The organism is Kribbella sancticallisti (assembly GCF_039530625.1).
GTDB lineage: Bacteria > Actinomycetota > Actinomycetes > Propionibacteriales > Kribbellaceae > Kribbella > Kribbella sancticallisti.
The window spans coordinates 136881-150551 of the sequence record NZ_BAAAOS010000006.1; the positions used below are offsets into that span (position 1 = coordinate 136881).

13 protein-coding genes and 1 pseudogene are annotated in these 13671 nt (G+C 69.9%); 8 read left to right on the top strand and 6 right to left on the bottom strand.

Features of this window, described 5'->3' with window-relative positions:
* Nucleotides 1–18 precede the first annotated feature (18 nt).
* From purS to ABD255_RS02640, 6 genes are all read left to right on the top strand, one after another.
* Complete coding sequence (purS, locus tag ABD255_RS02615) at nucleotides 19–270, top strand: phosphoribosylformylglycinamidine synthase subunit PurS (protein WP_344209301.1); 252 nt, start codon at nucleotides 19–21, stop codon at nucleotides 268–270.
* Nucleotides 267–938: a phosphoribosylformylglycinamidine synthase subunit PurQ gene (gene purQ / locus ABD255_RS02620; protein ID WP_344209303.1), complete on the top strand. Its 672-nt coding sequence runs from the start codon at nucleotides 267–269 to the stop codon at nucleotides 936–938. The genes purS and purQ overlap by 4 nt, the downstream gene beginning before the upstream one ends.
* 14 nt (nucleotides 939–952) lie before the next feature.
* Complete coding sequence (locus ABD255_RS02625) at nucleotides 953–3187, top strand: hypothetical protein (protein WP_344209305.1); 2235 nt, start codon at nucleotides 953–955, stop codon at nucleotides 3185–3187.
* Nucleotide 3188: 1 nt separating this feature from the next.
* Nucleotides 3189–5462, top strand: a complete 2274-nt coding sequence (gene purL / locus ABD255_RS02630) for a phosphoribosylformylglycinamidine synthase subunit PurL (protein WP_344209307.1) — start codon at nucleotides 3189–3191, stop codon at nucleotides 5460–5462.
* Nucleotides 5463–5472: 10 nt separating this feature from the next.
* On the top strand, nucleotides 5473–6168 hold the full coding sequence (locus ABD255_RS02635; RefSeq protein ID WP_344209309.1) for a tyrosine-protein phosphatase: 696 nt from the start codon (nucleotides 5473–5475) through the stop codon (nucleotides 6166–6168).
* A gap of 91 nt (nucleotides 6169–6259) precedes the next feature.
* Complete coding sequence (locus ABD255_RS02640; RefSeq protein ID WP_344209311.1) at nucleotides 6260–6757, top strand: DUF1707 SHOCT-like domain-containing protein; 498 nt, start codon at nucleotides 6260–6262, stop codon at nucleotides 6755–6757.
* A 58-nt stretch (nucleotides 6758–6815) separates the two neighbouring features.
* Here the strand turns inward: ABD255_RS02640 and ABD255_RS02645 are convergent, their stop codons facing one another.
* Nucleotides 6816–7676, bottom strand: coding sequence for a hypothetical protein (locus tag ABD255_RS02645; RefSeq protein ID WP_344209313.1), 861 nt, complete (start codon nucleotides 7674–7676; stop codon nucleotides 6816–6818).
* Nucleotides 7663–8232, bottom strand: coding sequence for an RNA polymerase sigma factor (locus tag ABD255_RS02650; RefSeq protein WP_344209315.1), 570 nt, complete (start codon nucleotides 8230–8232; stop codon nucleotides 7663–7665). Before ABD255_RS02650 ends, ABD255_RS02645 begins: the two co-directional genes overlap by 14 nt.
* A 314-nt stretch (nucleotides 8233–8546) precedes the next feature.
* Here ABD255_RS02650 and ABD255_RS02655 point away from each other — a divergent pair, with 314 nt between their 5' ends.
* Nucleotides 8547–8879, top strand: a complete 333-nt coding sequence (locus tag ABD255_RS02655; RefSeq protein ID WP_344209317.1) for a YnfA family protein — start codon at nucleotides 8547–8549, stop codon at nucleotides 8877–8879.
* A gap of 39 nt (nucleotides 8880–8918) precedes the next feature.
* Nucleotides 8919–9566: a cupin domain-containing protein gene (locus ABD255_RS02660; RefSeq protein WP_344209319.1), complete on the top strand. Its 648-nt coding sequence runs from the start codon at nucleotides 8919–8921 to the stop codon at nucleotides 9564–9566.
* Here ABD255_RS02660 and ptsP read toward each other — a convergent pair.
* The 4 genes and pseudogenes from ptsP to dhaK all read right to left on the bottom strand — a co-directional run bounded on the left by ptsP (nucleotide 9554) and on the right by dhaK (nucleotide 13573).
* Complete coding sequence (gene ptsP / locus ABD255_RS02665) at nucleotides 9554–11506, bottom strand: phosphoenolpyruvate--protein phosphotransferase (protein ID WP_344209502.1); 1953 nt, start codon at nucleotides 11504–11506, stop codon at nucleotides 9554–9556. The two genes, ABD255_RS02660 and ptsP, sit on opposite strands and share 13 nt — an antisense overlap.
* Nucleotides 11507–11524: 18 nt before the next feature.
* Nucleotides 11525–11935 (bottom strand): annotated as a pseudogene (gene dhaM / locus ABD255_RS02670) (dihydroxyacetone kinase phosphoryl donor subunit DhaM); the annotation flags it as partial.
* 4 nt (nucleotides 11936–11939) lie between these two features.
* Nucleotides 11940–12581: a dihydroxyacetone kinase subunit DhaL gene (dhaL, locus tag ABD255_RS02675; protein ID WP_425554368.1), complete on the bottom strand. Its 642-nt coding sequence runs from the start codon at nucleotides 12579–12581 to the stop codon at nucleotides 11940–11942.
* Entirely contained in the window at nucleotides 12569–13573 is a 1005-nt protein-coding gene (gene dhaK, locus ABD255_RS02680; RefSeq protein ID WP_344209321.1) for a dihydroxyacetone kinase subunit DhaK, read from the bottom strand. Before dhaK ends, dhaL begins: the two co-directional genes overlap by 13 nt.
* Between the last annotated feature and the right edge of the window lie 98 nt (nucleotides 13574–13671).

Consider the following 13671-nt stretch of genomic DNA (forward strand, 5'->3'; position numbering starts at 1 on the left):
TCCGAACCAGGAGTTTCAGTGGCTCGCGTTGTCGTCGACGTCATGCTCAAGCCCGAGATCCTCGACCCGCAGGGCAAGGCGGTGCACGGCGCGTTCGGCCGGCTCGGCTTCGACGGCGTGGCCGATGTGCGTCAGGGCAAGCGCTTCGAGATCACCCTGGACGGTGAGGCGACCGAGGAGAAGGTCGCCGAGATCCGCAAGGCGGCGGACACGCTGCTGGCCAACCCGGTGATCGAGGACTACACCCTGCACGTCGAGGGCGACCAGTGAAGATCGGGGTCGTCACCTTCCCGGGCTCGCTGGACGACGTCGACGCCCGCCGGGCCGCCGCCGTCGCGGGCGCCGAGGCGGTCCCGCTCTGGCACGGCGACGCGGACCTGCACGGCGTGGACGCGGTGGTGCTGCCGGGCGGCTTCTCGTACGGCGACTACCTGCGCGCCGGGGCGATCTCCCGGTTCGCGCCGGTGATGGGGACCATCATCAAGAAGGCCGGCGAGGGGCTGCCGGTGCTCGGGATCTGCAACGGCTTCCAGGTGCTGTGTGAGTCGCACCTGCTGCCGGGCGCGTTGATCAAGAACCACCACCGCAAGTTCATCTGCAAGGACCAGCCGCTGCGGATCGAGAACAACCGCACCGCCTGGACCAGCGACTACGACGCGAACCACGAGATCACCATCGTGCTGAAGAACCAGGACGGTTCCTTCGTCGCCGACGAGGCGACGCTGGACCGGCTCGAGGGTGAGGGTCTGGTGGTCGCGCGCTACCTGGACGAGAACCCGAACGGGTCGTACCGCGGCATCGCCGGGATCAGCAACGAGCGGGGCAACGTGGTCGGCCTGATGCCGCACCCGGAGCACTGCGTCGAGACCCTCACCGGGCCGAGCACGGACGGCCTCGGCTTCTTCACCTCGGTGCTGAAGGCCGTCGTCGCCTCCTGATGAAGCCTCGTGGGGTGCGGCGGACCCTTGTCCGCACCCTGTTCCTCGCCGGAGTGTTCGCAGCCGCCGCCGGTACTGCGAACGTCGCGCCGGCACAGGCAGTTGACCAGTCTGCTGCTCCGCTGGGGCTGAGCACGCGAGCAAGCTCGCAGGTGTGGGCGGGGCAGGTCGCCGCCCCGGGCTCGGCTTCCGCTGTCGCCGTCCCGGGCTCGGCTTCCGCCGGCGCTGCTCGATCGCTCGCCGCCGCGGCTGCCGGACTGCCGCAGGGTGGGCAGGGGTTGTTCGCGAAGGTGGTAGTGGTGGGGGTGCCGGGGCTGCGGTGGAGTGATGTGAAGGCTTCGCCGGAGTTGACGGCGTTTGTGAACGAGTCGCATGTCGGGTCGATCACGGTGAAAACCGCGGGGCCGCATACCTGTCCGGTGGACGGGTGGTTGACCATCAGCGCCGGCACCCGGGCCTGGGGGAGTGTGCCGGACCAGGAGTGCGGTGCGCTGCCAGGAGTAGTCGACGGCAAGGTGCAGGGCTGGCAGACGTATGTCGACCGTCAGGCCGAGCACCACACCGGCGCACCCCTCGGAAGGCTCGGGGAGAGCCGGAACCGGGTTTGCGGGTTTGGACCGGGGGCCGCCATTGCGGTCGCCAAAGCGAACGGCTCGGTCAGCGACTGGCAGCCCGAGCTCGACGTGGCCAAGCTGGGCAGCACGGACTGCGGCGACGCGATCATCGACGCCGGCCCGATGCCGCTGCGCGAAGGCCGCGAAGAGGCCCGCCGCCGCGTCGCCGAGTTGGTCACGCAAGCCAAAGACGCCGCGGACGACTCCTGGGTGCTGCTGGTCGGCATCAGCGAGGAGACCGCGAACGCGCACCAGGAACCCCTCGTCGCGATGCAACTCCCGCCCGACGATGTACCCCGCTGGCTGACCAGCGACTCGACCCGCGGGCCGGGGCTGATCCAGCTCACCGACGTCACCGCGACGGTACTGCGAGGCGCCGCCAAGCCGATCGACCCGGCCGGCGCGGAGGAGCCCGGGCCGCTCGACGGCAACGAGATCCACTTCACCGGCGACCACCACACCGATGCGACCGCGGTGATCGAGGACCGCCTCGACACCAACGAGCGGTTCGAGCACCCGCGCCCGATGCTGATCGCCGTGGCGATGACGCTTCTCGCCGCGCAACTGATCGCGCTCGGCTGGTTCCTGGTCACCCGCGGCCGCCGAGCCCGCAGTACGAGTGAGTTCACGATGCTGACCCAGGGTGGGTTCTTCATCGCGGTCTTCCTGTCCACTGCGACGGTCTGGTGGCGCTGGCCGTCGCCCGGACTCTCCCTGTACTTCGTGGTGCTCGCGATCAGCGCCGCCTTCGCAGCAGTGTCCCGGGCCCTCCTGAAGCAGTACGCCGGCCTGGGGATCCTGCTGGCGGCGTACGTGATCCTGCTGGTCGACGGAGTGCTGGGGACGCCGCTGCAGTTCGGCAGCATGTTCGCGGACGGGCCGGTGATCGGCGGACGGTTCTACGGCTTCGGCAACTCCACCTTCGCCACCCTGGCGGTCGCGGCGCTGGTCACGGCCGGCTGGGTCGCGCAGAAGCTGCTCGACCAGAGCCGGGTGAAGGCTGCGCTCGCAGTACTGACTATCGGTGGGCTGGCGATCATCGTGGACGGCAAGCCGGGCTGGGGGACCGACTTCGGCGGCATCATCGCGCTGACCCCCGCAGTACTGCTGATGGCCTGGCTCACCTGGCGTGGTGGCATCACGTTCAAGGCTCTGGTCGGCATCGGCCTCGCGGGAGTGCTGGCGGTGTCCGCTGTCGCCTTCTTGGACTTCCTGCGACCCGAGGACCAGCGCAGCCACTTCGGCACCTTTGTGGCCCGGCTGCTGGACGGCGACGTGAACGACGTACTGATCCGCAAGCTGGAGATGTCGCTGGGCTTCTTCCAGACACCGGCGGGCTGGTTCATGCTCGCCGGGGTCCTGCTGGCGATGTTCGCGACCGTCTGGCCCGACAAGGTGCCGTTCGAGAGCTACCGCCGGTTCTACTACGGCCGTGAAATGGTCCGGCCGACACTGCTTGCCCTGTCGACCTGTGGGCTGGTCGGCATGTTGCTCAACGACGCCGGAGTCGCACTGCCCGCGATCATGACCGGTTTAGCCCTCCCGCTGCTGGTGGCCCATCTGCTGGCCGATCACCAGCCCGCTACCGTTTCCTCCGAGTCCCACCCCACTGCACCACTAGTCCAGGAGAAATAAAGTGTCGACCGACCCAAGATCCGACACCGTCAGCAACGCGACCAGTACGCCGGACGTCGAGCAGCCGTGGGCGGAGCTCGGGCTCAAGCCGGACGAGTACCAGCGGATCCGCGACATCCTGGACCGGCGGCCGACCAGCTGCGAGCTGGCGATGTACTCGGTGATGTGGAGCGAGCACTGCTCGTACAAGTCGTCCAAGGTGCACCTGAAGAAGTTCGGCGACATCCCGCAGGAGACCCCGGCCGGGAAGATGCTGGCCGGCATCGGCGAGAACGCCGGCGTGATCGACATCGGTGAGGGCTACGCCGTCACCTTCAAGGTCGAGTCGCACAACCACCCGTCGTACGTGGAGCCCTACCAGGGTGCCGCGACCGGGGTCGGCGGCATCGTCCGCGACATCCTGGCGATGGGGGCCCGCCCGGTCGCGGTGATGGACCCGCTGCGATTCGGCCCGCTGGACGCCCCGGACACCAAGCGCGTCCTGCCGGGGATCGTGTCCGGCGTCGGCGGCTACGGCAACAGCCTGGGCCTGCCGAACATCGGCGGTGAGGTCGTCTTCGACTCGACGTACCTGGGCAACCCGCTGGTCAACGCGCTCTGCGTCGGCGTGATGCGGCACGAGGACCTGCACCTGGCCAACGCCACCGGCATCGGCAACCAGATCATCCTGTACGGCGCCAAGACCGGTGGCGACGGGATCGGCGGCGTCTCCGTGCTCGCCAGCGAGACCTTCGCCGAAGGCGGCCCGACCAAGCGCCCCGCGGTCCAGGTCGGCGACCCCTTCATGGAGAAGCTGCTGATCGAGTGCACGCTCGAACTGTTCGCCGCCCGGATCGTCGAGGGCATCCAGGACCTCGGCGGCGCCGGGCTGTCCTGCGCGACCTCCGAGCTCGCCAGCGCGGGTGACGGCGGCATGTTCGTCTCGCTCGACAAGGTGCCGCTGCGGGACGCGTCGCTCGCTCCGGAAGAGATTCTGATGAGCGAGTCGCAGGAGCGGATGATGGCGGTCGTCACGCCGGCCAACGTCGAGCGGTTCCTGAAGATCTGCGAGAAGTGGGACGTCCAGGCCGACGTGATCGGCGAGGTCACCGACACCGGCCGGCTGCAGATCGACTGGCACGGCGAGCGGGTGGTCGACGTACCGCCGCGGACCGTCGCGCACGAGGGCCCGGTCTACGAGCGTCCGTACGCGCGGCCGTCCTGGCAGGACGCGCTGCAGGCCGACGGCGCCGAGAAGTTGCCTCGGGCAACCACTGGTGACGGGCTGCGGGACACGCTGCTGAAGCTGATCGCGTCGCCGAACCTGTGCGACAAGTCCTGGGTGACGGACCAGTACGACCGGTACGTGCTCGGCAACTCCGTGCTCGCCCAGCCCGAGGACAGCGGGATGATCCGGGTCGACGAGACGAGCGGTCTCGGCGTCGCGGTCTCCACCGACTGCAACGGCCGCTTCGCCAAGCTCGACCCGTACACCGGTGCCAAGCTGGCGCTGGCCGAGTCCTACCGCAACGTCGCCACCACCGGGGCCCGCCCGGCCGCGGTGACGGACTGCCTGAACTTCGGCTCGCCGGAGGACCCGGGCGTGATGTGGCAGTTCTCCGAGGCCATCCGCGGCCTGGTCGACGGCTGCATCGAGCTGGGCATCCCGGTCACCGGCGGCAACGTGTCGTTCTACAACCAGACCGGCGAGACCCCGATCCTGCCGACGCCGGTGGTCGGCGTACTGGGCGTGATCGACGACGTGACCCGGCGGACCCCGATCGGTTTCACCGCCGAGATGGAGGGCCACCAGCTCTACCTGCTCGGTGAGACCGAGGAGGAGCTGTCGGGTTCGGAGTGGGCGCACGTCATCCACGGCCACCTCGGCGGACGCCCGCCGGCGGTGGACCTCGCCGCCGAGGCGCAGCTCGCGGACATCCTGATCAACGCGTCCCGCGACGGGCTGATCGACGCCGCGCACGACGTCAGCGACGGCGGTGTCGCCCAGGTCCTGGTCGAGTCCGCGCTGCGCGGCGGCACGGGCGCCCGGGTGTGGGCGCCGGACGGTCTCGACCCGTTCCTGTTCCTGTTCGCCGAGTCGGCCGGCCGCGCGGTGGTCGCCGTACCGCGGACCGAGGAGGTCCGGTTCACCGACATGTGCACCGCGCGCCGCTTCCCGCACACCAAGATCGGCGTGGTCACCGGCGAGGCTCTCGACGTACAGGACCAGTTCGAGATCCCGCTGTCCGAGCTCCGCAGCACATGGACTGCCACGCTCCCGAACGCGCTCGGCTGACCTCGCGGGGATGAGCCGCGAACTGGAGTGGGACGGCGCGGCGAACGCGCGGGACCTCGGTGGGCTGCCGGCTGGGTCGGGAACGATCCAGCCGGGCCGGATCTTCCGGTCGGCGCGGCCGGACGGGCTGAGCGAGGCCGGCTGGCAGCAGCTGGCCGACGCCGGGATCGGCACGATCATCGATCTGCGCAACGACTACGAGCGGCTCGAGGTACGGGTGCTCGACATCGTGCACCACCATCCCGTCGAGGATCAGCAGGACGACGGGTTCATGGCGGTGTGGGGTGAGCGGCTCGACACCCCCGCGTACTACGGGGAGGCGCTGCGGCGCTGGCCCGGTCTGATCACCTCGGTGTTCGCCCGGATCGCGGATGCGCCGGAGGGCGGCGTACTCGTGCACTGCAAGGCAGGCCGGGACCGGACCGGGATGATCATCGCGATGCTGCTGTCGCTGGTCGGTACGCCGGTCGCGGACATCCTGGACGACTACGAGCTCGCCCTCCGGACGATGAACGCGTACTACGAGGCGACACCCGAGTCCGGGGAGCGACCACTCAGTTCGGCCGAGCTCGACCTGCACTGTGCGGACGCGTGCCTCGCGATGGTCGCGTTCCTGGGCTCCACCGATGTCGCGGGCTATCTGACATCCAGCGGCCTCACCTTCGATCAGTTGGACCGCCTCCGCGATCGCCTGCTCCTGCCCTGACCTGGCTGCCTGTCAGCTTCAGGGGCTCCTGATCGGTTGGGTGTCGCCCAAGCGGCTGGCACACTCGCTAGAAGGGAGTGGGGTGTTGGCGATGACCGATCGGAACAGAGCCCGGCCGAAGGCCGATCTGGCGAACCTGGCCGGGCTGGCCGCGGCTGCGAGCCAGGAGGCCCGGGTGGCTGCCGCGCGGCGCCGGATGATGCCGGTCCGGTTGACCGACGAGGAACGCCTGGTCAGCATCGACGAACTCTCCGAGCAGTTCGCGATCGGGCGGCTCGACGAACTGGAGCTGCACCGCCGGGTCGACATCGTCAACGAGGCCGTCACCCACGCAGACCTGCAGCCGGCCTTCGCAGGGCTTCCGCAGCCGGCCCTCTACACCCCGCCGCCTCGCAAGCAGGGCCGCTGGCGCTGGGCTGCCTTCGTCGGCGCGGTCTGGATGGCGTTGCCGTTCTTCCTGACCGGCTTGGTGTTCCTGGTCTTCGGCCGTGAGGTGGCCGCCGCCATCTTCGCTATCCCGGCACTGGTCTGGGTCGGCGCCGCGTATCGCTGGGCCTCCGCCCCGACCCGCCGCTCCCGCCAGTCCTGAGCTCCGGAGCACGCGACTCCCGCCGGACCTGAGGTCCAGCGGGAGTTCGTCGTAGCGCCTACTTCTCCGGTGCGGGACCGATCCAGGGGATGACCACTCCGGGGGAGTGCGGCTGGACCGAGTGCACGTACCAGTCGCCCGGGGCCGGGTCGACCTCCATCGCCGTGGTGACGCCGTTCACCTTCTCGGTCGTCGAGTTGAGATACGTCGCGACCGTCATCCCGCGCGACGCGAGGATCTTCTGGACGTCGGAGACCCGCAGGTTGCGATACTTCACGCCCGCCAGTTCCTCCCCGGGCGCGTTCGCCTCGCCCGGCGAATGCCGGTACAGCTCGCCGGACCTGGCGGGCCGGCCGAACTCGATCTCGGCTCTGCCCTTGAACGACTTGCCCACCTCGACGCCGTACTGACAGGCCGGGTCGTTCGCGGTCAGGGTCGGCGGGCAGTTCTCGCCCGGTTCGAGCAGCCCCAGCTTCGCGTCGTCGCTGCCCTCGTAGGACAGGAAGGTCGCGTAGCTGCGGACGCCTGACGGGGAGACCGGCACCATCTTGACCTTGATGTTCAGGCCCAGCTTCTTGAACTGCTCGTTGTACGCCTTCGGGTCGGCGTCCGGGTCGACCACGCGAACCGTCAGCCAGTCACCCTGGTCCGTGACGGACAACGCCTGCGGAAGGTCCTGCCCGGGCCGGGTGATCACGGTCCCGGCGATCACGCCGGCGATCAGCAGGCCGGCGGCGGCTACCAGGAGGACGCGGGGGCGTGCCGGTCGCCGGCGGGTCTCGATGCTGACGACCTGCTGGTCCTCGGCGCCGGCGGCAGTGATGCCGTCGGACAGTTGGGTCCAGGCCGCGTCGGTGATCTCGGTGGTGGGAGCCGGGTTCAGGCCGCGGGTGACCGCCTCGAGGTCATGCGTCTTCATGGGAGGCCCTTCCTTCAGGGTGAACAGTTCTCAGGGTGACCAGGGAGCGGTTGTCCAGCGGAGCGGTCAGCAACTTGGCGAACCGCTTCCGGGCCCGGTGCAACCTGATCCGTACCGCGTTGCGCGAGATGCCGAGCGTGATCGCGATCTGGGCGGTGTCGAGTTCCTCCCACGCCACCAGGGACAGGAGCTCTCGGTCCTGCTCCGGCAGTGCCCGGAACGCGATGGCTGCGGGGGAGTTTTCCGCCGGCGAACCAGCCGCCTCGTCGAGCTCGGTGAGCTCCTGCCGGAGCCGGTCGGCCAGGGCGTGCCGACGGCCCTCGCCGCGGTGATGGTTGGCCAGCACCCGGCGGGCGACGCCGTACAGCCAGGGTCTGGTCTGGTCGCCCGGCGGCACGTCCTCGAGCCGGCGCCAGGCGACCAGGAACGTGTCGGCGAGCAGGTCGGCCGCGTCGTGCCGGTTCGCGGTCCGCCGGACGAGATACCCGAGCACCGCCTCCCGGTTCGCCGCGAAGAACTCCTCGAACCTCTGCTGCCGGTCAGCAGGCTCTGGCACATCCGCCTCGCTCACCGGCCCGGGTTGGGCCCTCGTCGATATCTGCGTCATACCCCTCACATGTCCGGCACCCCGGCTCTCCATTTCACCCCGCGACCGGACCGCTCCGGATCGCAGCGGCGACACAGTTCGATGACCTCCTCGCCTGCAAGAGTGGACTAGGCCGCTTCTGGGGGCGGAGCGGCGAGGGCGGATCCTTGGGGGATACGTGTCCGACGAGCGTGAGTACGAAGTGCTAAGCCGACGCGCGGCGGCCCGGTCGGCTCTGGCGGAGGTTTGCGTGGCGCCGGGGCTGACCACCTAGCCTGCGGTGCATGACCGTACTGCGTTCGATCGGGTTGTTCGGGGTCGCCGCGCTCGCTGAGATCGGTGGCGCCTGGCTGGTGTGGCAGGGGGTTCGCGAGCAGCGCGGGGTGCTCTGGGTGCTGGGCGGGATCCTTGCCCTGGGCGCCTACGGCTTCGTCGCCACGCTCCAGCCGGACCCGAACTTCGGCCGCATCCTGGCGGCGTACGGCGGGGTCTTCGTGGCGGGCTCGCTCGCCTGGGGAGTCGTCGCTGACGGGTTCCGGCCGGACCGCTGGGACCTGGCCGGGGCGGCGGTCTGCCTGGTCGGCGTGGGCCTGATCATGTACGCGCCGCGCGGCTGAAATAGCCTGGCACCGAGCATCTGGTGATCGGAGATCAGCATGACCGCAGGCACCACCGTCCAGGCCCCCGACGGCACCGACGTCGTCCTCGGCGAGATTGGCACCCGGGTGCTGCTGAAAAACTCCCGGGTCCGCGTCTGGGAGGTCGCCCTCGAACCAGGCGAGGCGCAGGGCTGGCACCTGCACCACAACCCGTACGTCGTGCTCTGCTTGGCCACGTCTCCGTGCCACATGGATTGGCTCGACGGGAGTCCTGCGCGGCAGCTCAGCGAGACGGTCGGGGGCTCGGTCTATCGACCGGTGTCGCCGGTTCACATGCTCACGAACGACGGCGATGCGCAGTACCAGAACCGCTTGATCGAGCTGCTGGACCTCGGCGAGGAGGCGTCAGGTGAGCCTTACACGGTCGCCGACGACGTCCAGCCCGAGAGCGCCTTCGACGGCCCCGGCGAGATCCCGGTGAAGACAGTGGTCGACGAGCCCGACGTACGCGTCCAGCACGTGACCCCCGACGCCGGCGAGTCCTACACCTGGCGCACCGGCGCTTACCCCGCTCTGGTGGTCGACCTGGACCGCTCCACCCCCACCGTCACCTACCTGGAGCCTGGCGGGTCTTACACCCTCCCCGCCAAGCCCACCCGCACCAGCGGCTACAACCTCGTAGAGCTCCGCTACTACAGCTCGTGAGCCAGCTTGCGTACCTCGGAGGCGCTCCGCTGCTTGAGCGCCTCCGCTGCCTTCACGCTTGCCACTGAGAGATCAGCGCGCCGCAGTCGTGCCTTGATCAGCGGGACTTGTGGGCCAACGGCGCTCAACTCGTGGATGCCGAGGCCGGCGAGTAGCACCGCGGCGTCCGGGTCGCTGGCCAGGTCGCCGCAGACGGCGACCTCGACGCCGTCGGGCACGCCTCGGACCACCCGGTCGATCAGCTGCAACACGGCCGGATCCAAGCCGTCGGCCAGCCCGGCCACGGCGCTGTTCCCGCGATCGGCAGCAGTCGTGTACTGCGTGAGGTCGTTCGTCCCGATGCTGACGAAATCCAGCCCGTCGGCAAGGGATGAGATCCGCAACGCGGCCGCGGGGACCTCGATCATGATGCCGACCTTGACGCCCCAGGACGACGTGCCGACCTTCCCCAGTTCCTCCAGCGCCCAGGCGACCTCCTCGGCCGTCGTGACCATCGGGAACATCACCTGCACCGGCGTCTCCGCCGCCACCTGGCAGATCGCCCGCAGCTGATCCCGCAGCGGCTCGGGCCGCCGCCGGAACACCCTGATCCCACGCTCACCCAGGAACGGATTGGCCTCCGCGTCCTGCGGCAGGAAGGGGAGCGGCTTGTCGCCGCCGATGTCCCAGGTCCGGATCGTGATCGGCTTCCCGCCGAACGCTGCCGCGACCGCCCGGAAGACCTCGACCTGCTCCTCGACACTCGGCGCCTGCCGCCGGTCCCCGAAGAGCACCTCGGTCCGGACCAAGCCGGATCCGTCCGCTCCGCGCGCGTCCACCGCGTCCTGGACCGACCCGACGTTCGCGAACACGGCGACGGTCTGCCCGTCCACCGTCACCGCCGGACGATCCGCCTCGGCCAACGCCGTTTCCCGCTCGGCCGCACGATCGCGCGCCGCAGTACGGAGGGATTGGCCGCCGTCCGGTGGATCGACGACGAACGACCCGGCGCGGGCGTCGAAACCAACGAGCACCCCGTCCGGCACGGTCACGTCACCGATCCCGGTGATCAACGGAATCCCGCGCGACCGCGCCACGATCACCCCGTGCCCCGTCGTACCAGCCGCCCGTACTGCGACGCCCGCGATCCGCCCGGCATCCAGCCCCGCGGCCGTCGCCGCATCCAACTCGGGCACGACCAGCACGGCACCCGCAGCCGGCTCCACAGTCTCCTCGGCGCCGATCAACGCCCGCAGAACGCGGTCTCGCACGCTCCGCACATCCTGCGCCCGCTCCCGCTGATACGGATCATCCAGCGCCTCGAACGCCGCTGCGAGGGCACCCAGCGCCCGCTGCCAGGCTGCCGGTGCGCTGTCGCCCTTCCGGATCGCCTGGAACACCGCGTCGAGCTGGACAGCGTCATCGAGCAGCGCGATCTGCGCGTCGAAGATCGCGCCCTCAGCCGGTCCGACCTCCACCACCGCCCGATCCCGCAACCGAACCAACTGCTCCTCCGCCGCCTGTCGCGCAGCTTTCGCTCTGGCGCGCTCGGCGTCGACATCACCGGCCTGATACCCGCTCAGCTCCACCTCGGCATCCAGCACCGCCGCCGGCCCCACAGCTACATCGAGCCCCGACCCACTCTTCCCAGCCACAGCAGCAACAGGAGCAGCAGGCTGATCGTCGAAGTCCCGAGCGGCGAGCTGGCGCACTGCCTCCAGCGCTTCGGCGGCCTGTGGACCACTGGCGCCGACCTTGAGTCGATGACCTTGCTGGGCGTTGAGCGTCGCGACCATGCTCAGGCTGCCCGCTTCCACCGGCCCACGCCCGGTGTTCAGATTGGTCAGCGTGACCGCGGCGTCGAACCCGTGGACCAGCGCCACCAGCTTCGCCGCCGGCCGCGCGTGCAAGCCATGCTCGTTGCCGACAGCAACTTCTAGGAAGGTGTCACCGGCGGCCACCGGCGAATCCTCGGCGACGTCGCCGCCCAGATGCTCCTGCTTACCGGCCAGACCACGCCCGGCCTCAGCCAGTACGGCGTCCAGAGACGCGCCCGTCGAGGCAGTGACCACGGCCGCGACCAACCCTTCGACCAGCGGCGCGCTCGACAGCTTCACCCGTTCAGCGAGCTCCGGGTCGACGAACTCCAGCGCCATCTCGGCGCTCAGCACCGCACTTCCGAGGTCGAGCAGCACGAGTACGCCGTCCGGGCTGTCGGCGGCGCCGATCGCCTCCGCGACCGCCGCGGCGTCGGTGCCGAAGGTGCTCTCGTCCAGCCCCGCGGCCACCGCGATCACCGGACGATCGCCCTCGGCGACCATCTCCGACGCCAACCCGACCGCCGCATCAGCCAGTGCCCGGCTGTGCGACACCACCACGATCCCGATCAACGGGTCATGCCAGCGTGCGAGCGGCGGATTCCAGCAGCAGGGTGGTGCTGGTCGCGCCTGGGTCCTGGTGGCCGGCGCTGCGTTCGCCGAGGTAGCTGGCCCGGCCCTTGCGTGCCACCAGCGGAGTCGTGGCGTCCCGGCCCTTCGCGGCCGCTTCCGCCGCTGCCGCGAGGGCGCCGGCGAGGTCGGCTCCACCCGCCACCGCGTCGTCGTACGCGTCGAGCGCGGGCGCCCAGGCGTCGTACATGGTCTTGTCGCCGAGTTCGGCCTTGCCGCGGGCGAGGATGCCTCCGACGCCTGCCTTCAACCCCTCACCGACCGACGCGGGCGTGATCTCCGCCCCGGCCAGCGCGGTCCCGAAGCGCAGGAAGAACGTGCCGTACAGCGGGCCGCTCGCGCCGCCGACCTTGCTGACCAGCGTCATCCCGGCCTTCTTCAGCAACTCGTCGACGCTCTCGAACGAGGTCTCGTCCAGGACCGCGACGACCGCGGCGAAGCCACGGTCCATGTTGCTGCCGTGGTCGGCGTCGCCGATCGCCGAGTCGAGCTCGGTCAGGTACGCCGCGTTGTCGTGCAGCGTGCTCGCGGAATCCCGCAGCCAGTTCGCGAACTTGGCCGTCTCATCTCCCATGCTCACGCGCCCCAGCGTAGGCCGGGGGTGTTCACCGGTGCGTCCCAGAGCCGTACCAGTTCGTCGTCCACCTTCAGGAGCGTGACCGAGCAGCCGGCCATCTCCAGCGAGGTGATGTAGTTGCCGACCAGCGATCGCGCGACCGTGATCCCGGCCCGGTCCAGCAACTGCCGGACCTCGTTGTACATCACGTACAGCTCGATCAGCGGCGTCCCGCCCATCCCGTTCACGAACGCGATCACCGAGTCGCCCTGCTGGTAGGGCAGGTCCCCGAGCACCGGGTCGACGAGCAGCGCGGCGACGTCCTTGGCCGGCGCCAGCGGCAACCGCTGCCGGCCGGGCTCGCCGTGGATGCCGATCCCGACCTCCATCTCGTTCTCGGCCAGCTCGAACGTCGGCTTGCCCGCGGCCGGAACGGTGCAGGACGTGAGCGCCATCCCCATGCTGCGGCCGTTGTCGTTCACCCGCTTGGCGAGATCGGCCACCTCCTGCAGCGGACGGCCCTCCTCCGCGGCGGCACCGACGATCTTCTCCAGCAGCACTGTCACCCCGACACCCCGGCGACCGGCGGTGTAGAGGCTGTCCTGGACGGCCACGTCGTCGTCGGTGACCACGGACAGTACTTCGGTACCGGCGTCGGCGGCGGCCAGTTCGGCGGCCATCTCGAAGTTCATCACGTCGCCGGTGTAGTTCTTCACGATGTGCAGCACTCCGGCGCCGGCGTCGACAGCCTTGGTCGCGGCCATCATCTGGTCCGGCACCGGCGAGGTGAACACCTCACCCGCGCAGGCGGCGTCGAGCATCCCGAGCCCGACGAACCCGCCGTGCATCGGCTCGTGCCTGGAACCGCCGCCGGAGATCAGCCCGACCTTCCCGGCCTTGGGTGCGTCCTTGCGGTAGACGATCCGGTTCTCGTGATCCACCCGCAGGTGGTCCGGATGCGCCGCCTCCATCCCCCGCAGCGCTTCACTCACAACATCGGCAGGGTCGTTGATGAGCTTTTTCATGAGCCCATCTGAGCACACAGAACCCCGTTGCGGGAGCCCCCTGCCGCAGGTACGAGGCACGAACGCGACCGGAGGGAGCCCCACCCTTCACACGACCG

What these genes read in the sequence shown, in the direction of transcription:
- dhaK (WP_344209321.1), bottom strand. Translation starts at nt 13,573, where the DNA reads ATGAAAAAGCTCATCAACGACCCTGCCGATGTTGTGAGTGAAGCGCTG.
- ABD255_RS02645 (WP_344209313.1), bottom strand. Translation starts at nt 7,676, where the DNA reads ATGAAGACGCATGACCTCGAGGCGGTCACCCGCGGCCTGAACCCGGCT.
- ABD255_RS02640 (WP_344209311.1), top strand. Translation starts at nt 6,260, where the DNA reads ATGACCGATCGGAACAGAGCCCGGCCGAAGGCCGATCTGGCGAACCTG.
- ABD255_RS02660 (WP_344209319.1), top strand. Translation starts at nt 8,919, where the DNA reads ATGACCGCAGGCACCACCGTCCAGGCCCCCGACGGCACCGACGTCGTC.
- ABD255_RS02655 (WP_344209317.1), top strand. Translation starts at nt 8,547, where the DNA reads ATGACCGTACTGCGTTCGATCGGGTTGTTCGGGGTCGCCGCGCTCGCT.
- ABD255_RS02635 (WP_344209309.1), top strand. Translation starts at nt 5,473, where the DNA reads ATGAGCCGCGAACTGGAGTGGGACGGCGCGGCGAACGCGCGGGACCTC.